We start from the raw sequence: 22,048 nt of genomic DNA on the forward strand, positions 1-22,048 counted from the left end.
GGTTTCCCCGGACCCCCGCTCACATGATGTGAGCGGGCGTCCTGCCGGGAGCCGCTATATGTGAGCGGGCGTCCCGCCGGGAGCCGCCATAAGTGAGCGAGCGTCCCGCCGGGACCCGCCATACGTGAGCGGGCGTCCCGCCGGGAGCCGGCATATGTGAGCGAGCGTCCGCTCAAAACCCCCTATAAGTGAGCGAGCGTCGGGGGTTCGGGAGTTCGCCCGCGGCGGAATTGACCCCCAAAAGCGCCCGAAATAGGGTGAATTTGGTCAAAAAAGCGCGGAAACACGCGGAATTTGCTGGCCGAGTCCTCCCAAGCTGGTAAGTTTTCGAACAGTGGCTCGCACGCATGCCGTGTGTGGGCTCCAAAATCGTAAAGTCCAGGAGGACACAAATGGCTAAGAACCGTAGCGAACTGGTTTCCGAGGTAGCTGGCAAGGCTGGCACCAGCCAGGCTGCAGTCAACTCCGTGCTCGATGCCCTGTTCGAAGTTTTCGAGACTTCCGTCGCCGCTGGCGAGAAGATCACCATTCCGGGCTGGCTCGCCATCGAGCGCACCGACCGCGCAGCTCGCACGGGCCGCAACCCGCAGACCGGCGAGACCATCCAGATCGCCGCTGGCCACAGCGTCAAGCTGACCGCCGGCTCCAAGCTGAAGGCAGCTGTCGCCAAGAAGTAAGACACTTCGGCGAACGCCTAGGAAAGGCGGCAACCTGCGGGTTGCCGCCTTTCTGCTTTAACCCGCTCGATTCGCCGCGCCGCCGACGTTAGCGGACAATGGATAGGTGCCATCAGCCAAAACTCCCTCCACTGCCCCCTCGCCCGCTTCCAAGCCGGGAATGAAGGCAGGCGCTGCCGTGGAGGGGATCTCCCTACCGTGGCAGCTTGCGGGCTTCGCTGCGCTCTTCCTGGCTCTAGCGGGCGCATTGATCTTCTCCGGCGCCTCGGCCGCGCGCCAAGTCTCTGACCCGGGCGCCTTGGTCCGCTGGGGGCTGCCCGCCGCCAAAGCCATTCACAACGTCTCCTTGGCGACTGTGATCGGCGGGCTGATCTTCGCCGTCGTTATCCTTCCCAAGCACCTGTCCCGATCCAGGGGCGATGACGCCCCGGAACACCCGGCGTTCACGCGTGCGTTGGCCGTAGCGGCAGCAGCAGGCGCTGCCTGGACGCTCTCCGCCGTCGCTGTCCTTGTGTTGACGTACTCGGATGTGGCCGGGCAGAGCCTCTCCGGGGACGCGCAGTTCACTGCATCCCTCGTCTACTTCATGACGGACATCCAGACGGGCCAGGCGTGGCTCGCCGTGACGATCATCGCTGCGATTGTCACGACGGCGCTGTTCGGCGTCCGCTCGCTGGCGGGACTAGCGCTGACGCTCGTCCTGGCCCTGGGCGGACTAATCCCGAGTGCGCTGATCGGGCACTCCGCGAGTTCCAACGACCACGAGGGCGCCATCAATTCGCTCGGCCTTCACTTGGTGGGCGTGTCCACCTGGGTGGGCGGCATCATCATGCTTGCGGTCCTCTCGAGCCTCCTGCGAGGTTCCAAGGCAACAGGCACCAAGGACATTACTGAGCAGACCCTGCGCCGGTTCTCCGCGTTGGCCGGCTTCGCCTTCGTGCTGGTCTTCGCTTCGGGCGTCGTGAACGCGAGCATTCGTGTGACCAGTTTTTCGGCCTTGGTTGGCACCCCCTATGGGCAGATCATCCTGGCGAAAGCGCTTGCCACCGTTGTCCTCGGCGGCATCGGTTTCATGCACCGCCAGTGGGTGATCCCGCAGCTGGGCCGCAAGTCGATGACCACGCGCCGCGTGCTGTGGCAGCTGGTGTTGGTTGAACTTCTGGTGATGGGCGCGACGTCGGGACTCGCCGTCGCGCTGGCCAGTTCGGCACCGCCGCTGCCCACCACCTACTCGCCCGACGCCTCGCCGGCCTTCATCCTGTCCGGTTACGAGCTGCCGCCCGAACTGACGCCCGCGCGATGGTTGACCGAGTGGCGCTTCGACTGGCTTTGGGTGGCTGTGGCCCTCTTCGGCGCGGCGAGCTACATCCTTGGCGTGGCCAAGGTCCGTCGCCGCGGTGACTCCTGGTCGTGGTTCCGTGCGGTGAACTGGATGATCGGCCTGCTCGTCCTGACCTACATCACGTCCGGACCGCCGTCGGTATACGGCCGCATACTGTTCTCCGCCCACATGGTGGACCACATGGCGTTGACGATGGTGGCGCCGCTGTTCCTGGTCCTGGGTTCCCCGGTGACGTTGGCATTGCGGGCCCTGCCGTCGCGCGGCGAGGGATCACGCGGAGATGGCTCCCGTGGCCTTCGTGAATGGCTCCTGGTGTTCGTGCACTCGAAGTTCTCCCAAGTGGTGACCCACCCGCTCTTCGCCGCGGCGAACTTTGCCGGTTCGATCGTCCTGTTCTACTTCTCGGACGCGTTCGGCTGGGCGATGCGTGAGCACGTGGGCCACGAACTGATGAACCTGCACTTCCTGCTCACCGGCTACATCTTCGTCCTCACCATGATCGGCACGGACCCGCTGCCGCGTCGTGCGCCCTACCCGATGCGGCTGCTTCTCTTGCTCGCCACGATGGGCTTCCACGCCTTCTTCGGCGTATCCATCATGGGAGGCACTGGACTGCTTGCCGCCGATTACTTCGGCAACCTCGGCCGGACCTGGGGACAATCGGCTTTGCTCGACCAGCAGACAGGCGGCGCCGTGGCCTGGGGAATCGGCGAAGTTCCCACCTTGCTGGTGGCGATCGGCGTCGCGGTCATGTGGTCGCGTTCGGATGAGCGGGAGACCAAACGCACCGACCGGGCGGCGGACAGGAATAACGACGCCGACCTGAATGCTTACAACGATATGTTTGCGCGGCTTGCAGACCGCGATGCGAAACTGATTGATCGGGACTCCAAGCAGCCCGAAAGCAAGACCAACCTGGAAGGACGCTGATGAGCGAAACCGTACGCACCCAATTGCGTGTCCGCGCCTCTGAACTGGTGGGCCGTGGATGGCTCAACACCGGTGGGAAGGCCCTGGACCTGGAAGCGTTGCGCGGCAAGATCGTGCTGTTGGACTTCTGGACGTTCTGCTGCATCAACTGCCTCCATGTCCTGGATGAGCTGCGCCCCCTCGAGGAGAAGTACTCCGACGTCCTGGTGACGGTCGGCGTGCACTCTCCCAAGTTCGAGCACGAGGCCGATCCCGTGGCCCTCGCTTCCGCCGTCGAGCGTTACGAAATCCACCACCCCGTCCTGGACGACCCCGAGCTCGCTACGTGGAAGGCCTATACGGCCCGCGCCTGGCCGACGCTGGTGGCTGTGGACCCCGAGGGCTACATCGTGGCGCACCTTTCCGGTGAGGGCCACGCAGACGGCCTTGCGGTGCTCCTCGAGGAACTCGTGGCCGAGCACGAAGCCAAGGGGACCCTCCACCGCGGCGATGGCCCCTACGTGGCGCCCGTCCCGACGTCGGGCACCTTGCGCTTCCCCGGCAAGGCGACCCAGCTGGACAACGGCAACTACCTGGTGGTCGATTCCGGCCACCACCGTTTGGTGGAACTTCGTCCTGACCTTGAGACGGTTGAGCGTGTCATCGGCTCCGGAACCAAGGGTTACCTGGATGGTGCGGCGGAAATCGCGCAGTTCAACGAGCCGCAGGGCGTGGCGGTGCTCCCGTCGTCGCTGGCTTGGCAGCTTGGCTACGAAGCAGTGGTCGCGGACACCGTGAACCACCGCCTCCGCGGCGTCACGCTCAGCTCGGGTTACGTGCAGACTGTTGCCGGAAACGGCGTGCAGCGCCTGCTCGACGCCGGCCCGGCCCGTGTGACGGAAAGCGGTGCCGGCGTTTGGGCTGAACACCCCGACGGCGGTCCGGCTGACTTCGCGGCCGACGCACTCGACGTCGGGGTACTTGGTGTGGGGACCGGGGTGTCCCTGTCCTCGCCGTGGGACGTGGTGTGGAGCGAGAAGCTGCAGCGCGTTGTCATCGCGATGGCCGGCACGCACCAGATCTTCGCCTTTGAGCCTCTCAGCGGCGAGGTATCCATCCTGGCCGGCTCGGGCCTTGAAGGTTTGCTTGACGGCCCCGCCGAGGAAGCCTGGTTCGCCCAGCCTTCCGGCCTGGCCGTCGATGCGGATGACAACATCTGGGTGGCCGACTCCGAAACCTCGGCGCTCCGCCGGCTGGTCGTTGGCGAATCAGGTGTGACTGTTGAGTCGGCCGTGGGCAAGGGCCTCTTCGATTTCGGTTTCCGGGACGGCGAGGCCCCCGAAGCCCGCCTGCAGCACCCCCTCGGCGTCACAGTGCTCCCCGATGGCTCCGTGGCCATCGCAGACACCTACAACGGTGCCGTGCGGCGCTACGATCCGGCGGCTAAGGCCGTGTCCACCCTGGCGAGGGGTCTCGCCGAGCCGAGCGACGTCGTCGTGGTCTACCCGGAAGGCGGCGAACCGCTGCTGGCGGTGGTGGAATCAAACAAGCACCAGCTAGTTCTCGTTCCCATCCCCAAGGAAGCCCAGCAGGTGGACGAGGGAGCATCCCAGACGCAGCGGCCCAAGAGCCCCGTGGCGCCGGGAAACGTGGAGCTGACCGTGCGCTTCACGGCCCCGACCGGACAGAAGCTCGACGACCGCTGGGGCGACCCTACGCAGTTGAAGATCTCCTCGACCCCGCCTGAGCTGCTGCTTTCCGGCGGTGGCACGTCGGTAGGCCTGCTGCGGACCCTTGAGCTGTCCGCGGACGTGCCTGAGGGGATCCTCCACATTACGGCCCGCGCGGCTGCGTGTGATGGCCCGGAAACTGAGGACGGCGAAATCCCGGATCACGCCGCGTGCCACCTCTACCAGCAGGACTGGGGCATCCCCGTGGTCCTGCAGGCCGACGGCGACTCCGAGTTGGTGCTTGACCTGCGCGGGATGGACTAGGCAGGGGCTGGCTGGACCGGGCGGGCCGCAGCTGAACCTAGAAGCTCACAAGCGGCGTGACCGTGATGGTGTCCGCGCCTATGTCCAACCGTGTGGTGAAGCTGAAGTCGTGAACGGCACTGAGGTCGCCGACCAGTCCGCTGAAGAGGTCGATTTCGCGGGCGGTTACCTTGGCCTTGCCGTTGAGGGGCGCCACGACCCACTGCCCGTTAAAGGGGTCGATGCTGACCTTGGGGTACTCCGTGATCTGCCACTTGATGGTCCCGTCCACCACCCGGCTGTTGGTCACGTGGTAGAACGGGCAATCGGGCTGGAGCTTTTGTTGCTTGGTGGCGTCCGCGGCGCAGGTGTCCAGGAATTCCTTGACCTTGTCGCTCACCACCTTGATCATGGCGTCGGTGGGCTTGGTCAAAAGGTTGAGGGGCGCCTGCGGCAGGGCGCCTGTAGTCACTGACGTGCTGGTAGTCGGCGCCGAGAAGTATTTGCCGGCGAGGCTGGCTTCGTATTGGCCGGGGTAAAACACGGCAAAGCTGTTGCGGCCGTTGGGCAGGTTTACCGGGACCCCGTTCAGGGTGGCCTCGTTGGCGTTCACCACGGTGACCTCGATGGTCGGCAAGGATGACGGCACGAAGGACCACTTGCCGAAGAACAGCCACTCGGTTCCCGTCCGTTCCAGGAGGAAGTCCGAATGCAGCGCCTTGCCGTCGATCTGGTAGTCCATGGGGACCGTCACCCGGTTTCCGCCACGGGATTCGGCGTTGCCGAGTTTGATATCAGTGATCTTCGACGCCGCCGTCTGCAGGGCGGTACCGTCCAGCATGGCCGCATTGGCGTTGGGCACGGAGGCGTGCAGGAGTCCGAGGGCTTCCCCGCCGTGCCCCTGCTGGAGGGCCGACAGGTAATCGCGCACTTGCTGCTGGGGGCTGGCTATGGAGTTGCTCACCAGGTTGATGGAAACGATCGCAGCGGCCACAGCAAGCATCAGACCGAGCAGCCACCCGGCCGCGGTCTTGACCAACGCTTGACTCAACTGCACGCCCTTTACGTTACCCGCCGGTTCCGCAATACCCCGGCATCCTTCCCCTCACGTGACATCTGGACACGCATTTGGGAAGGGTCCGACGGCGGGTGGCGGCTCCGTTTCAGCGGCGCCGGCGCGATGAGGTTCCGAACACTCCGCGGAGCAATTCCCGGCCGAGTTGCGTGCCGAAGGACCGTGCCATGCTTTTGATTCCGCCGCCGAGCGCACCACCCAGGACGCCCGCGAGATCGCCCATCATGCCGTCGCCGCCTTGCTGCGGAGCCGGTGCTTGGACCGGCGCGGGTGCGGGCGGCCACGCTTCGGAGCCTGGTAGCGGGCGGCTGCTGGGACGGCCAAGGATTTCTTCCTCGATCCTGCGGGCTTCGGCGTCCACGGATTGGGGATCAACGGAGGCTGGTACCGGCGGCCGACCTGGTGCGGCTTCTCCGGTGGAGGGCGCGGTCCCTTTGTCAGTGAGTTTCTCGTAGGCCGAAATGTTGTCCACGGCCGTGCCGTACTTCGGCAGCAGCGGGGAAGCGGCGATGGTGCTGCGGATCAGTTCGTCCGTGCTGGGTCCCATCACGGATTCCGGGGCACGCAGCTTGGTCAGCGCCACGGGCGTGGGCGCGCCCTTTTCGTTCATGACGGTGATGACCGCTTCGCCGATACCGGCGGAAGTGAGGGTTTCCTCAAGGTCGTAGTCGCTCACCGGGAACGTGGACACGGTGGCCTTGAGGGCTTTGGCGTCCTCCGGGGTGAATGCGCGCAGGGCATGCTGGACCCGGTTGGCAAGCTGGCCGAGGACGGCGGCAGGGACATCCTTGGGTGTCTGGGTGACGAAGAAGATCCCGACCCCCTTGGACCGGATGAGCCGCACCGTGGTGGTGATGGCTTCGAGGAAGGCCTTGGATGCGTCGGAGAAGAGCAGATGGGCTTCGTCGAGGAAGAACACCAACTTGGGCTTGTCCAGGTCTCCTGCTTCGGGCAAGTCTTCGAAAAGGTCCGCAAGCAACCACATCAGGAACGTCGAGAACAGCATGGGTTTGGTCTGGAGCGTGGGAAGTTCAAGGCAACTGATCACGCCGCGGCCGTCCGGGGCTGTGCGGAGGAGTTCTGCGGTGTCGAACTCCGGCTCGCCAAAGAACTTCTCCATGCCTTGGGCCTCGAGGTTGACGAGTTCGCGCAGGATGACGCCGCCCGTGGCCTTGGAGAGTCCGCCGAGGTCTTCGAGTTCAGCCTTGCCCTCATCCGAGGTCAGGAACTGGATGACGGCCCGCAGGTCTTTAAGGTCGATCAGTTCCAGTTTTTTCTGGTCGGCGAAATGGAAGATCAGCTGCAGGCTGGATTCCTGCGTGTCGTTGAGTTCCATGATGCGCGAGAGCAGGATGGGGCCAAACGAGGTGATGGTTGCCCGGACGGGAACGCCGTTGCCATCCCCGCCCAATGAGAGGAACTCGACCGGAAAGGCCTTGCCTACCCACTCTTGGCCGAGGCTTGCGGTGCGGGCCGTGAGTTTCTCGCTGGCCGTCGCCGCGGTGGCGAGTCCTGAAAGGTCTCCCTTGATGTCCGCCAGGAAGACGGGGACGCCGGCCGTGGACAGCTGTTCGGCCATCATGTGCAGGGTGACGGTCTTGCCGGTGCCTGTGGCCCCGGCCACCAAGCCATGCCGGTTCATCATGGACAGCGGCAACCGGACTTGGGCCTCTTTGTGGACTTCGCCGTCGACGATGGCGGCACCCAGCTCGATCGTGGGCCCATCGAGGGTGTATCCCTGCTGGATCGTGGCAAGTTTTTCAGCTGTTGTTTTCTTGGCCATGCGCATAGCCTAGTGGTCCAGGGCCGCGGTGTGGCGGGAAAGTTTTGCCGTGCTCGGCAACGGTATAGTGCCCGGATGGATGACAAAGCGGTTCTGCTCAAATATCTGCGCGCCCGTCGCGGCGAGCTCCTCGCCAAGCTCGACGGACTCGACGAGTACGACGTCCGCCGGCCCATGACCCCCACCGGCACCAACCTCTTGGGACTGGTCAAGCATGTGGCCAGTGTGGAGCTTGGGTATTTCGGGGAGGTCTTTGGCCGGCCGAGCGGCCGGGATCTACCGTGGTTTGCCGACGATGCCGAACCTGACGCGGACCTGTGGGTTCCGCAGGAAGAGAGCAGGGAAGAGATCATCGAACTGCACCGCTTCTCGGCCGAGCACAGCGATGCAACCATCGAATCGCTCCCACTCGACGCTCCGGGGGAAGTGCCGTGGTGGCCGGAAGAACGCCGACGCGTGACGCTCCATCAAATCCTGGTGCACATGTGCGTCGAGACAGCCCAGCACTTGGGGCATGCCGACATACTTCGTGAGCTGATCGACGGCTCGGCGGGGAAAGGTCCGGGGGACCTGAACCTGTCGCAGCGAACCACCGAAGAATGGGCCGATCACCGCGCCCGGATCGAAGCCGCGGCGCGCCAGGCTGTGGGGTAGGCTCACGCCTCGATGGGCGCCAAGTCCTTCGAGAACGCCAGGTGCTTGATCTCTTCCGGATCCGCGTCGACGTCGAACAGCGGGGTGTAGCCCGTGGCCAGGTACAGGTTCTTGGCTTCGGGCTGCCGCGGACCGGTGGTGAGGTAGATGCGGCGGTAGCCGCGGCGGGATGCCTCGGCTTCCAGTTCCGCGAGGACAACCCGGGCCAGCCCTCGACGGCGGTGGGCCGAATGCGTCCAGATCCGTTTGAGCTCCGCCGTGCGGGAGTCGTAGCGGCGGAATGCCCCGCCAGCCACGGTTTCCCCGTTCTCCTGCAGAATGAGCAGCGCGCCGTGGGGTGCGGCAAACTCGCCAGCCGGGTACCTGTTGAGTTCCTCGGCCGCGCCTCCGCTGCCGAAGAGGTCCCCGTAACGCGTCGTGTATTCGACGGCGAGTTCGTCCAGGAGGGGCTTGACGCGGGGATCGCGCATGGGCAACGTCAGGACGGAAAGGCCCGACGGCGGCAGGGTCGGCGTTGTTGTCATGGCTTACCTTTCGTGAATGTCCCCAACTAACTCGCAGTTGTTGTCGTTATGGAGCGTCAAAACGACAACAACTGCGAGTTAGTTGGGTGGGCTGGGCTGGTTGGGTGGACGGGGCTGGTTGGGTGAGGGGCGGAGAGTTCGGCCAGGAGGCGGCGGGCCAGGGCGTCGTTCTCGCGGAACGGCGCTGCGTTGGTTCCGGGACGCGCGAACGCACCAGCGCCCCAACCCGAGGTCCAGGGTCCGACGGCGAAAAGCCCCGCCTGCCGTCCGCCGTCGGGAGCCAGGACTTCGTGCGAACCCGAGACCAACAGCTTACCGGTGGAGTGCGGGCCGTCCGAGGTGAGGAGTGACTGTTCGGTGCCCCATCCGGCGTCGTGCAGGTCCGCAAGCGCGGGGTTCGCCGACCGTGCCACCGACGGCGACGGCAAGCGGGCCTCGATGTACGCCGCCGCATCCACCACCACGGGCGATTGGAATGAACCGGCCACGAACCGGCCGCTGGCCTCGTCCGGGCGCACCCACATGCCCGGGCCCAGGAATTGCAGCAATCCGGCCCGGTGCAGGGCAAGGATTTCGCGCAGCCGGTGCGGCGGCGGGCCGGAATCCACGAAGCTGAAGAAGCCGTGCCACCAACCATGCACCGCTTGTTGGGAGCGCGAATTGAGCCGCTCCTGAGGGACCAGCCGGCCGAGTTCCATGTAGACCCGGAGCAGGGCCGTGAACAAGGCCAGGGTTTCCGAATGGTCGCGACTCGTGCGGAGCATGAGGTCGCGTTCAATGTAGTTCGCCACTGATCTCTGCACCGCGGCATGGTCCGCGAAGGCGCAACCGCTGAACGGTTGGTCCAGGGCCTCGAGGTCGAGACGGAGGGCCGGGTCCGGGACCGCCGAGGCCACGAGGTTTTCGCGTTCGCGGCTGTACCAATCCAGGGCATCGAAGCGCGCCGAAAATTCGTCCCAGCCGCCGTGGACGCGTTCCGGATAGCCGGTGAAGAGCTCGCGGTAGTAGGCGTAGCCGGCGTCTTTGGCGATGAGGGGCCACAGCTGGGTCCGGAAATCCAGCTCCTCGTGCGCGGCGAGCAGCAACTCCACGGCGTCCGCGGTGAAGTACCGGGGTGCGCCGACGGGTTCGCCGCGCAGGGTGGAGGAGATCTTGGAGTGGTACGGCACTCCGCGCCGGGAGCCTGCCCAGAGCCGCGGTTCGGCGCCGGACGGCACATAGTCCAGGCCGCCGTCGGGCCTGTCTTCGAAGCGGCCGCCGCGGCCCTCGAACAAGAGCACCAGAAGGTCCACGAACGCCAGCCCCATGCCCGAAACCAGGACGTCCTGGCCGGGTGCGATCGCCGAATAGTCGACGTCGGTGGTGTACGACGGCGCCGCGTGGAACCCGCCGTGCCGGGCGGCGAACTCGGCCAACCGCGCCGATTCCGGCTCGGCGCGGGAGTCCGTGTGGCCCAGCGAGTACACCACGAGGTCTGCCTCCAGCACCCCGCCTGAAGCGAGCCGCACGCGGTACTTCGCACCGCCGTCGGGCCCTCCCGGACCCTCCGGAGAGTGGCGTTCGACGGCGGTTGCCGTATCCCGGTGGACCGTCACCGAAACGTCCGGGCCGAGTGCCGCGACGGCCCGGCGGAAGAACCACTCGAGGTACTTGCTCTGGAGCTGCCGGCTAGGAAACGAGGCCGGTGTCAGCACCCGGAGCTGCTCGAGGAGGTGGGCTTCCAGCTCCGGGACGTCGCGGATGGAACCGTCGAGCACGCCCGTTGCCCATGTGGCGAGGCCCGGACCGTCAACGGAGGGACCGTCGCAGGCCACGGAGTTGTCGGTGAACATCGTGACGTCCGCTGCCGTGGAGTTGAGCAGTAGTCCCGGGCTCTGGTCATAGCGCCAGATCCTCCCGGAACCGGGTTCGTACGGCTCGACGACGTGGATGGAGAGGGGCCCGTCGAAGAGGCCGGACCTGTTGGCCGCGAGCCGTTCGAGGATGCCGGCTGAGCGCGGGCCACCGCCAATGAACACGATCGTGGGGGCGAAGGGCGGCATGGCAACTCCTGTTGGCGGTGGCTGGTGGTACCCGAGCCTAGGGACCCGGCGGGCCCTCGGTCGAGGCCCGGGTAACGGCCGTTCACCACGCGTCACGGTGCGTCAACAAGCGCAAAGAACGGACTCATATGGCTCCGTATGAAGCCGCGCGAAGCGCGATGAATCCCTATGAAGAAGTGCAAAAACCTGCCTTGCAGCCGCTTCGGGAGCGCCCCTAGATTGGCAGCCATCCGATAGCCAACAACCCATACGAAGCGAGGTGGCGCATGAGTTCAGCAGCAACCACAGTGGCGCAGTCCGCACAGCAATCTGCACCGGAACCGGCGCCCGCCAGCGCCGTCACGGAAAGCCCGACGCCGGCCGCCGGGCCGGGTGCCGCCGCCCGGAGTGCAGCCGAGGGTGCTGCCGCCCCGGGTGCCCCAAGCGACTACTCCGGCTACAAGCTGGTCCCGGCCCGGCATCCATGGCGCTGGGTAGGCACGGTTGTGGTGGCGCTTGGCGTCGTGGCGGTGGCCTGGTCCCTCGCGACGAATCCGCGCTGGGAGTGGGGCGTGGTGGCGCAATGGTTCACCGCGCAGTCCGTGGTGAACGGCCTCGTGGAGACACTCAAGCTGACGGCCATCTCCGGCGCGCTCGGCTTTGTCCTCGGTTTCATCCTGGCCCTCATGAGGCTGTCGGCCTCGCCACTGCTGCTGTCGGTGTCCTGGACGTTTTCCTGGATCTTCCGTTCCACTCCCTTGTTGGTGCAGATGCTGCTTTGGTACAACCTTGGCTACCTCTACGAGAAAATCAGCTTGGGCATCCCCTTCACGGATATCCGCTTCTTCGAGGTCCAGACCACCACGCTCATCAGCCAATTCGCTGCGGCAGTCCTGGGCCTGACCCTCAACCAGGCGGCGTACTCGGCGGAGATCATCCGTGGCGGCATCCTCTCGGTGGATCAGGGCCAGCTCGAGGCAGCCGCGGCCCTAGGCATTCCGGCGTGGCGACGCTCCACCAGGATCGTCTTGCCGCAGGCCATGCGGGCCATCCTGCCCACCGCTTTCAACGAGATCATCGGCCTGGTCAAGGGCACCTCAATCGTCTATGTCCTGGCCTATTCCGAGCTCTTCTACACCGTGCAGGTCATCTACAACCGCACCCAGCAAGTCCTTCCGCTGCTCCTCGTGGCGACGCTCTGGTACGTCGCCATTACCTCGGTCCTGAGCGTCTTCCAGTACTACATCGAGCGGCATTATTCGAAGGGCGCCGTCCGCAACTTGCCGCTCACTCCGCTGCAGAAGGCAAGGAAGTTCTTTGCCACCCACGCACCCGTGAACCTTGACCGAGCGAAGGACGCCCGATGAGCACCGCTGCTTTTCCCGCTGAGAGCCCGACGACGGCGGCGCCGGCCGCCGCTGCAACCCGCGGCCACGTGGAAATCACCAACGTCCGCAAGTCCTTTGGGGGAACGGAAGTCCTCAAGGGTGTGTCCCTGACGGTGCCGCCAGGCGGCGTCGCCGTGATCGTGGGACCCTCCGGCTCGGGTAAGTCCACGCTTCTGCGGACTATTAACCACTTGGAAAAGGTGGACGGCGGGTACATCACCATCGACGGCCAATTGGTGGGTTACCAGGTCCGCGGAAACAAGCTGCACGAACTGCGCGAAAAGGACATCCTCAAGCAACGCACGGACATCGGCATGGTGTTCCAGAACTTCAACCTGTTCCCGCACCTCACCGCGCTGGAAAACGTGACGGAAGCACCCGTCGTCGCGCTCCACCGGAACAAGGCCGAAGCGCGCAAGCGCGGGCTGGAACTCCTGGACCGCGTGGGCCTCAAGGACCGGGCCGACGCCTATCCGCGGCAGTTGTCCGGCGGCCAGCAACAGCGCGTTGCCATCGCCCGGGCGCTTGCCCTTGACCCTAAGATCCTGCTCTTCGACGAACCGACGTCGGCGCTCGATCCGGAGCTGGTCAACGAAGTCCTGGACGTCATCCGCGAACTCGCCACCTCCGGCACCACGTTGATCATCGTCACGCACGAAATGGGCTTCGCCCGCGACGTCGCAGACATCGTGGTCTTCATGGATCAGGGCCAGATCGTTGAGCAAGGCAGTCCCCAGGAGATCTTCGCGAATCCCCGTGAACCCCGGACGCGGAGCTTCTTCTCCAAAGTCATCGAACCAGCTTTCAACATCTGAGGAACCAACCCAATGCCACGCATCAAAACCAGGCTTCTCGCGCTCGCGGTGCTGCCCGCCGTCGTACTCCCGGCGCTCGCCGGGTGCTCCGACCCCGGTGCCTCCGCGGCCGGGGCCAGCCCGTCGGCGAGTGCCGCCCGCAACGGCGTCGTCTACAACACCTCGCCCGAGCAGAACCGTATCCGGGCGCAGAAGGATCCCGCCGCGGCAGCCGCCGTGCCGGCCGCGATCGGCAAGGACGGCAAACTGACCGTTGCCACCACGGCCGGGTCCATCCCGCTGTCCTTCCATGCGACGGATGACAAGACCCCGATCGGAGTCGAGGTGGACATCGCCCAGCTCGTGGCCGACAAGCTGGGCCTCGCACTGGACGTGCAGGTCACCTCCTGGGAGAACTGGCCGCTCAAGACGCAGTCGGGCGATTTCGAAGCGGTCTTCTCGAACGTGGGCATCAATAAGGACCGGGTGAAACTGTTCGACTTCTCCACCTACCGCGCCGCGTACATGGGATTCGAAGCCAAGAAATCGTCCACGTACAACATCAAGGGTGCGGACGACATCTCCGGGCTGAAGGTCTCGGTGGGCTCGGGCACCAACCAGGAGAAGATCCTCCTGGCCTGGAACAAGGACCTGGAATCCCGTGGCAAGGCTCCGGCAACACTGCAGTACTACTCCTCCGACGCCGACACCATCCTGGCGCTCTCCTCGGGCCGGACGGACCTGAACATCGCGCCCTATCCGTCCGTCTCCTACCGCGAGAACACGCGGGACGACCTGAAAGTGGTGGGCAAAGTCAACGCTGGCTGGCCTTCAGAGACCCTCGTCGCGGCCACCACCCTCAAAGGCAACGGCCTGGCTCCGGCCATCACGGATGCCCTGAATTCGGCGATCAAGGATGGCTCCTACGGGAAGGTCCTGGACCGCTGGGGCCTTTCGCAGGAAGCCTTGCCGGAATCGAAGACCGTGACAGAGGCAAACTTCGGGAGTGCCCAGACAGGGAAAACACAGTGAAGTTCCAGGTACTCGACATCATTCCGCACCTGAAGAACCCGCTGACGGGAGAAATCGTCTCGACGGCCGAGCGGCTCAACCAAGTGGTGCAGACTGCGCGCCGGGCCGAGGAATTGGGTTTCGATAGTTTCGCTGTGGGGGAGAGGCATGCCGGTGAGTTCATCTCATCGTCCCCGACGACGGTCCTCGCCGCCATCGCGGCGGTCACCAACCGTATTCGATTGCAGACCGGCGTCACCGTCTTGTCGGTGCTCGATCCCGTGCGGGTGGCCGAAGACTACGCCACGATCGATCAGCTGAGCCGGGGCCGCCTGGAACTCGTGATCGGCAAGGGCAACGAAGTGCTGCAATATCCGTTGTTCGGGCTCTCCCTCGATGATCAGTGGGAGCTGCTCGCCGAAAAGTATGGCTTGTTGCGGAGGCTGTGGCGTGAAGAAAACGTCACCTGGTCCGGCCGTTTCCGGCCCGCATTGAGCGAAGCGACGACGACGACGCCGCGACCGTTTGCGGGTTCGCCGCGGATTTGGCACGGCTCGGCTACAACCCTGACCTCGGCTGCCCTCGCCGCCCAGTGGGGCGATCCACTTTTCACGGCCAACGCCATCCAGCCTCGCGAGAACTACAAGATCCTGATCGACCACTACCGCGAGGAATACGAACGCCACGGCCACGATCCTCGGCACCAGTACCTCGGTTCGGGTTCCGGCGCAGGCGGCGTGTTCGTCGCGGACACCACGCAGGAAGCCAAGCGCCAGTTCGGGCCTGTTTATGAGGCCTTGACCGCTGGACGCAACGTCCCGGGCAACAATTCGCCGTTCCGGGACATCGAGCATGCCGTGGCTGAAGGGCCAGCACTGGTGGGCAGTCCGGAACAGGTGATCGACAAAATCCTGAGCTACCACTCGCTCTACGGCCACGATCTTCAGTCCATTTCCTTGCCCACCACGTTGCCCTTCGAGCAGCAGCTGGAGATCCTGGAGCGGTTCGCGCTCGAGGTCATCCCGGCCGTCCGCGCCGCCGCGCCCACCACCTTGTGGGAACCGGCGGATCCCTTTGGTGGCCGCCCGGAATTCGCTGGCGCCACGTCACCGGACGCTTCCGGAACTGTCACCACAGATCATGCAAACCGCAGGAGGAATCATGCCTACGCCCACTGAAACGGCTACGTCCACCACTGCGGCCTTCACCGCCGCCTGGCAGGAATGGCACGCCGAGCACGAGCGTCACCGGGCCGATCCGCACGGATTCCTCGCTGTCACCCATCTGCACTGGCTTGGTTCCGAAGCTGCTCCGCTCGACGGGGTGCCCGGCGCCTGGAGTGTGGAGAACGACGTCGTCACTGTGGTTTTAGGACCAGGCGAAAGCCTGCTTCGGGACGGCCGGGAACTCAACACCGACGCCGCCGGGGCCACCGTCGTTTTCGGCCCCATCGCGGAACGAGACGGCCTCAACCTCAACGCGGGGGACACGGTCGTCGAGCTCGCCAAGCGCGGCGGCGAGTACATCGTCCGGCCGCGGCACCCCGGGAATCCGCTGCTCAACGAATACCGCGGAACGCCCGCATACGCACCGGATGCATCGTTCGCGGTGAACGGTACGTTCGTGCCGTTTGAGGTTCCCCGACCGACCACAGTGGGGGCCGCCGTCGAGGGTATCCAGCACGTCTACGAGGCGCCCGGCGAGCTCCACTTCAACCTCGCGGGCCAGGACTTGGTGCTCACGGCCTTCAACGGACATGCGCCGGGCACACTCTCGGTGCTGTTCACGGATGCGACGTCGGGCAAGACCACCTACGCGGCCAATCGCTCGCTCACGGTGACCCCGGAATCGGACGGCTCCGTGGTGCTCGACTTCAACCGTGCCGTCAACTTGCCGTGCGCCTACACGGACCTTGCCACGTGCCCGCTCCCACCCTCGGAAAACCGGCTGAGCGTGGCCATCGAAGCCGGCGAACAGATCCCTTACGAAAGGCAGGAGCAGCAATGAGCGGCATCTCCCGTCCGGGCCAGCCCGGATTCCTGGCCTTGGAGCTCGACGGCGACGGCGCCCACCCCGCGGCCTGGCGCAAAGCCCGGCATGCCCCGGATGAGTTGCTGAACGGTTCGCGGATCCGGAACACGGTGCTGGCGGCGGAATCGGCCGGGATTCATGTGGCGACGTTCGCTGATAGGTCTGGGACTGACGGCTCCGGCGCTGGCGGGCGAGATGTTGCAGGCCGCCTGAACGCCCTTCAGCGCGCCGCCTTCGCGGGGCCCGTCACGAGTTCCATTGTGCTGGTTCCGGAAGTCGACACCGTCTACACCGAGCCTTTCCACATCGCGACGCAGCTCGCGAGCCTCGACTACGTCTCCGGCGGACGGGCGGGTTGGCTCGTCGCGGCGAGCGGCTCCGCGGAGGAGGCTGCCGCCGTCGGGCGTTCATTTGTTGAAGGTGCCGCCTTGGCGCAGGAGGCCGCGGCGTCGGTGGAAGTGAGCCGGCGGCTTTGGGATTCCTGGGAGGACGACGCCGTGATCCGCGACGTCCCCACCGGTCGGTACCTCGACGTTAACAAACTGCACTACGTCGACTTCGAGACGCCGGCGGATTTCGCAGGGGCCGGGTATTCCGTGAAAGGGCCCTCCATCATTCCGCGCCCGCTGCAGGGGCAATTGCCCGTGGTTGCCCAGGCTGGCTTGCTTCGTTCGGACGCCGACGTGGTGCTGGTGTCCGCTCCGACGCCTTCACTTCTCGCCGAGGAGGTTGCGGACGTGCGTGCCCGGACCGCTGTTGGGGGCGGCCCGGTTCTTGCGGGCGGCCCGGCGGTAGTGGCGGAGCTCGACGTCGTCCTTGACTCGCGTGGGCAAAGCGCCTCCGCGCGGCTCGCCGAACTGGACGCGTTTACTCCGTGGACCAGTTCCCGGGCGCGCTTCGTCGGCACGGCGGCGGAATTGGCGGACTTCCTTGCCGGGTTGCTGGCTGTGGCCGACGGCGTAAGGCTGCATCCGGCTGTGCTGGACGTGGAGCTTGAGGAACTGGCGCAGCTGGTGCTGCCTGAGCTCCGTCGCCGTGCGGTCCTGAAGCCTGTTGCCCAGGGCGGCACGTTCCGGGAACTGCTGGGTCTTGAACGGCCGCTGAGCCGGTACGCGAGCGTGGGCGCGGCGGGCGCCGCCGTCGTTGGCTTGGAAAACTGAGGAGAGAACATGACACAGCACGACCGTGCTAAATTCCAGCCGAGCGGGAAGATCCAGTTCGGGATCTTCTTCCAGGGCGTCAACTCCGGCACCATCTGGAAAGCGCCTGAATCCGGTTCGCAGACCGACTTTGAGTCGTTCCGACGGATCGCCCAGACCGCCGAGCGCGGGCTGTTCGCAGCCTTCTTCCTGGGCGAGGGCCTGCGCTTGCGGGAACATCTCGGACGACCGCACGCCCTGGACGTCGCGGGCAGGCCGGACGCGCAGACCATGCTGGCGGCGCTCGCGTCGGTGACGGCCAATATCGGGCTCGTGGCCACGCAGAATACGACGTACAACGATCCCGCCGACCTCGCTCACAGGCTCGCCTCCCTCGACTTGCTCTCCGGGGGCCGCGCAGCCTGGAACGTCGTCACCACGGACAACGCGTGGACCGGGGCCAACTTCCGGCGGGGCGGCTACCTGGACCACGCCGATCGCTATATCCACGCCGAAGCATTCGTGGAGACCGCCAAGAAGATCTGGGATTCGTGGGAGGACGGAGCGGTCTCCTCGTCCGTCTGCGCGGATTCCTGGGCGGTTCCCGGCCATGCGCGGCGCGTGCACCACTCCGGGCAGCACTATTCGGTGGACGTCACGCCCCGGTTGCCGCGCAGCGCACAGTACCGGCCAGTGCTGTTCCAAGCCGGTGATTCCCCGGAAGGACGCGACTTCGCCACCCGCCAAGCGGATGTGATCTTCTCTGCGCACCCGAAGTTCGACGACGCCGTGGAGTTCCGCGCCGATATCGTCTCGCGCTCCCTGGCTGCTGGACGGGGTGCCAACGACGTCCAGATCATGCCGGCGAGCGAGTTCATCCTCGCCGCCACTGACGAGGAAGCCCGCGAGAAGAAGGAGTGGGTCCGCGGCCTGCAGATCGGGCCGCAGCAGGCAGTTGCGTATCTCGAACAGTTCTGGGGCCGGGAGTTGTCCGCCTACGATCCCGATGGTCCGCTTCCGGAGATCGATCCGGTGGTGGAGGAGACCTCCGAGACCCGGGGGAGCGGCTTCCACGGGGCCAAAGCCCGGCAGCTCGCCGAGCAATGGCGCGCCGAGGCCAAGGAGAAGGGCCTGTCCATCCGGCAGTTCGTGAGCTCCAGGACGTCCAGGGTTGACGCGACGTTCACCGGATCCTACACAGCCGTGGCCGATACCTTGGCCGAGTACGCCCGGGTGGGTGCCGTCGACGGCTTCAACATCTCGCCGTGGCTTATCCCCACCGGCCTGGACGACATCGTGAACCACTTGGTGCCCGAGCTGCAGGAACGTGGCGTGTACCCCACGGAATACGTCGGCAGGACCCTCCGCGAGAACCTGGGCCTCACGACGCCGGTGCGTTCGGAGTCGTTGGAGTCGGTACTCGCCGGGGGCGCGCGGTGAGCTTCCGTGCGCGAGTCGCGGCCGCCGTCGTCGGCTTGCAGACCGACGACGGCGGTTCGCGCGACCCGGACGCGGAGCTGGTGCGGCTCCAACTGACCGTGTGGGAACAACAGCTCTGATTTGCTGCGGGCCCTAGGTGAGTGGCTCCGTGCGCTCGCGCAGGCCCCCTTCGCCGTCGAGCTCGGCTACCGTGTCGATGTTGAGGCGCCGGAGAAACCCGAGGTCGTGGCTCACGATGAGCAATGCGCCACGGTAGGCGTCCAGGGCTTCGGCGAGCTGCTCGACGCTGGCAATGTCGAGGTTGTTCGTCGGCTCGTCGAGGATCAGCAGCTGGGCGGGCGGCTCCGCCAGGAGCAGCTTCGCGAGGCTGACCCGGAACCGTTCTCCTCCTGACAGGCTGGAGACCGGGCGATCAACGGTGGATCCCCGGAGGAGGAGGCGTGCGAGTTGATTGCGGATGTCTCCGGGCGCCGACGCCGGAGCCGCTGCCCGCACGTTGTCCAGCGCTGAGCGGGAATCGTCCAGGCCGTCGAGCCGTTGCGGGAGGTATCCCACCCGGCCGGTCAGCAGCTTTCCGGTGATCCGGCCCGAGGATTCTGCAGGGCGCCTCTCGACGAGGTGTTTGAGGAGCGTCGATTTGCCTGAGCCGTTGGGTCCCACCAGGGCCACGCGCTCGGGGCCTTGGATGACGATCGTGCGGGAACCGTCGCTCAGCTCGGCGATCCGGCGGCTCCGTGGCACGTCGGGATCGGGAAGGGTGAGGTGGATGTGCTCAACCTCCCTGACCCTCGCGTCGGCGGCGTCGACGGCGGCCTGGGCTGACAGCACCTTGTCGTCGAGGGTCGAGCGCATCGAGCCGGCAGATGCTTGCGCCTTGCTCGCACGGTTGCCGGCCAGGATCTTCGGGATGCCGCCGCTGGCTTGGGTCTTCTTCGCTGTGCGCTCGCGGCGGGCAAGCTTCGTTTCGGCTTCGACGCGTTGTTTCTTCTCGACCTTCAGCGCTTGCTGGGCGCTGCGGGCTGCCTGGATGGCGGCGGCCTGTTCCTGCTCGTGATGTTCGGTGAAAAGGCTGTAAGGGCCACCAAACACGTCAAGCTTGCCGGCATGAAGCTCAGCAGTGGAGTCCATGTGCTCAAGCAACTCGAGGTCGTGGCTGACCACCACGAGGGTGCCCGGCCAACTGTCGACGAAGTCGGCAAGTTTGGCCCGGGTGCGCCGATCAAGGTTGTTGGTTGGCTCGTCGAGGAGGGTGACCGGGGTGCGGCGGATGCGCAGCCCGGTCAGCGCGATGAGCATTGCCTCGCCACCTGAGAGCTCCCCGACCTGGCGCTTGAGATCACGCGCGGAGAAGCCGATTTCGTGCAGAGCCTCGTCTGCCCGCGACTCAATGTCCCAGTCGTCGCCGACCGTGTCGAAATGGCGCTCATCGACGTCGCCGTCCTCAATGGCATGGAGCGACGTGAGCATGCCGTCGATGCCGAGCAATGCGGCGACCGTTGTGTGCTGCCCGAGGGTGAGGGTCTGAGGAAGGTAGCCCACGTCACCGACGGTTTCGACCCGGCCCAGGGTCGGCGTCAGTGTGCCGGCGATCAAACGGAGCAGGGTCGATTTTCCTGCACCATTGCGGCCGATTAGTCCGGTCCGCCCGGTGGCCATGGTGCCATTGAGCAGGTGAAGAGCGGGAGTGCCGTCGGGCCACTCGAATGACAGGTCGTGCAAGGTGATGGCTGATTGTGCTGACATGAGACACAGTCCTTTGGTTCTTGCCCATCAAGGGCGCAGTCATGGGTCGACGTGCTCACTCCGGGGCGCGAAAACGCGCGCTACTTCGGAGGGCACTGCACCTGACGTACGGAATCTTTCAGCGAAGCTGGACCGCAGGGAATAGCGCCTGCGGACAACTGAAAGCGAGATTTCTCGCCGGGTGCGCATGAGCGCAAACAACCGGGCGGCCACCGAACGTCAGGTGGCTAGGCTCTGTCGACCTCAATCTCCATAGCCAAAACCATAACCGCAAACTTCTTGAGCGGCCAATTGGGGATGAACGCCGGCATTCATCACGGTGGTTCCCATGGAGGCCCTAAACGGTGAAGCCCGCGGGCGGTGGTCATCGGGACACCTTCGCGGGCAGCTAGGCTGCCACTTGTCGCTGCGCAGTTATCGCCGCGATCCACCTTCGTCGTCGCGCAGAGACTGGATCATGCTCCGCAGGATTTGATACGCATCGGACTGCTCTTCCTGCGTCAAACCGCCCAGCATCCTGACCTCGACGGATCGGACTGCAACTGTCGCCTTCTCAAGGCTCCGTCGACCGCGCGGCGTGAGCTGCGTAGGAAGAACTTTCCCTACGGGTGCCTCCGCCGGCCGGGTCACGTATCCGTCTCGTTCGAGGGCTTGCAGCAGAACGCTCATCGATTGCCGTGTCACGAACGCTCCTCGCGCGAGCTCGGAGTTGGACATGCCTGGGCGCTGTGCGAGCAATTCCAGGCAGGAGTAGTGCGTCACGGTCATCCCGAGTGGGCGCAGCGCTGCCTCCATGGCAGTGCGGAGGGCGCTCGACGCCTCTTTCAGCAGGTAGCCCAGGGACGTCTCCAGGTCGACTCCGTCTTGACTCATGTCAATATTCTGACATAGCCTGAGTTGTGTCAGATAACTGACATAACGGAAGGAAGTATCCCATGCCCGTCACCGGTCCCGACTTCATCTCACTCCAAGCTCGCAATCTTGCCGCGTCGCAGGCGTTCTACGAGCAGTACCTCGGCCTCGTCCGCTCCCAGGCGGGCCCGCCCCACGCTGTCGTCTTTGAGACGACCCCGATCGCATTCGCACTTCGAGACATCGTTCCCGGCGCCGATCTCGCGTCTGTTGCTCAGCCCGGCATCGGCGCTGCGATCTGGCTCCACGCCACCGACGTCCAAGCCATCCACGACGCTCTTGTCGCCGACGGTCACACCATCATCGCGGCCCCGATAGACGGCCCATTCGGTCGCACCTTCACCTTTTCCGACCCGGACGGCTACCAGGTCACCCTCCACGACCGGACCTAAGGCGCCGAACGCCGGCGCCCGACCGGTGCCCGCAAACGGGCGGTAATCTCGCCTCAGGATTCCAACAGAAGCAGAGTGGCAAGCACAGCATGCTCACAGAGGCCTCCATCCGCCGTGACGGTGTCTTGCCACTCGTGCACATAACCTAGCGCCACCCCGGTAAAGGATCGGCTAACGGGCACCTAGGGTGACATCTATCCGACGCATCACACCCCTCGTCGTGGCATTGAGTTGTTCGTT

Annotated in this window: 19 protein-coding genes; 13 read left to right on the forward strand and 6 right to left on the reverse strand. The window is 65.4% G+C overall.

Annotation, left to right across the window (positions count from 1 at the left end; translation table 11 throughout):
* Nucleotides 1–392: 392 nt before the first annotated feature.
* The 3 genes from QRN51_RS17445 (at nt 393) to QRN51_RS17455 (ending at nt 4,922) form a co-directional block, all read left to right on the forward strand.
* The gene (locus tag QRN51_RS17445; RefSeq protein WP_184739845.1) at nt 393–677 is read left to right on the forward strand and encodes an HU family DNA-binding protein; all 285 of its coding nucleotides are present in this window, start codon (nt 393–395) and stop codon (nt 675–677) included.
* Between the two features lie 160 nt (nt 678–837).
* A complete protein-coding gene (locus tag QRN51_RS17450) occupies nt 838–2,949 on the forward strand; it encodes a bifunctional copper resistance protein CopD/cytochrome c oxidase assembly protein (RefSeq protein WP_284991160.1) in 2,112 nt (703 codons plus the stop codon).
* Entirely contained in the window at nt 2,949–4,922 is a 1,974-nt protein-coding gene (locus tag QRN51_RS17455; protein ID WP_284991111.1) for an NHL domain-containing thioredoxin family protein, read from the forward strand. The genes QRN51_RS17450 and QRN51_RS17455 overlap by 1 nt, the downstream gene beginning before the upstream one ends.
* 37 nt (nt 4,923–4,959) lie before the next feature.
* Here QRN51_RS17455 and QRN51_RS17460 read toward each other — a convergent pair whose 3' ends face one another.
* The gene (locus QRN51_RS17460; protein ID WP_253257532.1) at nt 4,960–5,952 is read right to left on the reverse strand and encodes a zinc ribbon domain-containing protein; all 993 of its coding nucleotides are present in this window, start codon (nt 5,950–5,952) and stop codon (nt 4,960–4,962) included.
* A 112-nt stretch (nt 5,953–6,064) separates the two neighbouring features.
* Nucleotides 6,065–7,759 carry a helicase HerA-like domain-containing protein gene (locus QRN51_RS17465; RefSeq protein WP_284991112.1) on the reverse strand — a complete coding sequence of 565 codons (1,695 nt, stop codon included), beginning with the start codon at nt 7,757–7,759 and terminating at the stop codon, nt 6,065–6,067.
* A gap of 75 nt (nt 7,760–7,834) precedes the next feature.
* On the opposite strand from QRN51_RS17465, the gene QRN51_RS17470 reads away from it, so the two are divergent.
* Complete coding sequence (locus tag QRN51_RS17470) at nt 7,835–8,413, forward strand: DinB family protein (protein ID WP_059389807.1); 579 nt, start codon at nt 7,835–7,837, stop codon at nt 8,411–8,413.
* A gap of 2 nt (nt 8,414–8,415) precedes the next feature.
* Here the strand turns inward: QRN51_RS17470 and QRN51_RS17475 are convergent, their stop codons facing one another.
* Together QRN51_RS17475 and QRN51_RS17480 are read right to left on the reverse strand one after the other, a co-directional pair.
* Nucleotides 8,416–8,937, reverse strand: coding sequence for a GNAT family N-acetyltransferase (locus QRN51_RS17475; RefSeq protein ID WP_284991114.1), 522 nt, complete (start codon nt 8,935–8,937; stop codon nt 8,416–8,418).
* A 56-nt stretch (nt 8,938–8,993) separates the two neighbouring features.
* Nucleotides 8,994–10,979, reverse strand: a complete 1,986-nt coding sequence (locus tag QRN51_RS17480) for an FAD/NAD(P)-binding protein (protein WP_284991116.1) — start codon at nt 10,977–10,979, stop codon at nt 8,994–8,996.
* 266 nt (nt 10,980–11,245) lie between these two features.
* On the opposite strand from QRN51_RS17480, the gene QRN51_RS17485 reads away from it, so the two are divergent.
* Genes QRN51_RS17485 through QRN51_RS17520 form a run of 8 tightly spaced genes read left to right on the forward strand, consistent with a single transcriptional unit; the run spans nt 11,246 to nt 18,880 of the window.
* Nucleotides 11,246–12,325: an amino acid ABC transporter permease gene (locus QRN51_RS17485; protein ID WP_284991117.1), complete on the forward strand. Its 1,080-nt coding sequence runs from the start codon at nt 11,246–11,248 to the stop codon at nt 12,323–12,325.
* A complete protein-coding gene (locus QRN51_RS17490) occupies nt 12,322–13,161 on the forward strand; it encodes an amino acid ABC transporter ATP-binding protein (RefSeq protein ID WP_284991119.1) in 840 nt (279 codons plus the stop codon). Before QRN51_RS17485 ends, QRN51_RS17490 begins: the two co-directional genes overlap by 4 nt.
* A 12-nt stretch (nt 13,162–13,173) precedes the next feature.
* Entirely contained in the window at nt 13,174–14,172 is a 999-nt protein-coding gene (locus tag QRN51_RS17495) for an ABC transporter substrate-binding protein (RefSeq protein WP_284991120.1), read from the forward strand.
* Nucleotides 14,169–15,329, forward strand: coding sequence for an LLM class flavin-dependent oxidoreductase (locus QRN51_RS17500; protein ID WP_284991121.1), 1,161 nt, complete (start codon nt 14,169–14,171; stop codon nt 15,327–15,329). The genes QRN51_RS17495 and QRN51_RS17500 overlap by 4 nt, the downstream gene beginning before the upstream one ends.
* Entirely contained in the window at nt 15,313–16,158 is an 846-nt protein-coding gene (locus QRN51_RS17505; RefSeq protein ID WP_284991122.1) for a DUF1684 domain-containing protein, read from the forward strand. Before QRN51_RS17500 ends, QRN51_RS17505 begins: the two co-directional genes overlap by 17 nt.
* Nucleotides 16,155–17,342 carry an LLM class flavin-dependent oxidoreductase gene (locus QRN51_RS17510; RefSeq protein ID WP_284991123.1) on the forward strand — a complete coding sequence of 396 codons (1,188 nt, stop codon included), beginning with the start codon at nt 16,155–16,157 and terminating at the stop codon, nt 17,340–17,342. Before QRN51_RS17505 ends, QRN51_RS17510 begins: the two co-directional genes overlap by 4 nt.
* A 9-nt stretch (nt 17,343–17,351) precedes the next feature.
* Nucleotides 17,352–18,761, forward strand: a complete 1,410-nt coding sequence (locus QRN51_RS17515; RefSeq protein ID WP_284991124.1) for an NtaA/DmoA family FMN-dependent monooxygenase — start codon at nt 17,352–17,354, stop codon at nt 18,759–18,761.
* On the forward strand, nt 18,758–18,880 hold the full coding sequence (locus QRN51_RS17520; RefSeq protein WP_284991125.1) for a hypothetical protein: 123 nt from the start codon (nt 18,758–18,760) through the stop codon (nt 18,878–18,880). The genes QRN51_RS17515 and QRN51_RS17520 overlap by 4 nt, the downstream gene beginning before the upstream one ends.
* A gap of 13 nt (nt 18,881–18,893) precedes the next feature.
* Here the strand turns inward: QRN51_RS17520 and QRN51_RS17525 are convergent, their stop codons facing one another.
* Entirely contained in the window at nt 18,894–20,504 is a 1,611-nt protein-coding gene (locus tag QRN51_RS17525; RefSeq protein ID WP_284991126.1) for an ABC-F family ATP-binding cassette domain-containing protein, read from the reverse strand.
* Between the two features lie 414 nt (nt 20,505–20,918).
* The gene (locus QRN51_RS17530; RefSeq protein ID WP_284991127.1) at nt 20,919–21,377 is read right to left on the reverse strand and encodes a MarR family winged helix-turn-helix transcriptional regulator; all 459 of its coding nucleotides are present in this window, start codon (nt 21,375–21,377) and stop codon (nt 20,919–20,921) included.
* A gap of 62 nt (nt 21,378–21,439) precedes the next feature.
* On the opposite strand from QRN51_RS17530, the gene QRN51_RS17535 reads away from it, so the two are divergent.
* Entirely contained in the window at nt 21,440–21,808 is a 369-nt protein-coding gene (locus QRN51_RS17535; RefSeq protein WP_284991128.1) for a VOC family protein, read from the forward strand.
* Nucleotides 21,809–22,048: the final 240 nt, after the last annotated feature.

It is taken from the genome of Arthrobacter sp. efr-133-TYG-120 (assembly GCF_030209785.1).
Taxonomy (GTDB): domain Bacteria; phylum Actinomycetota; class Actinomycetes; order Actinomycetales; family Micrococcaceae; genus Arthrobacter.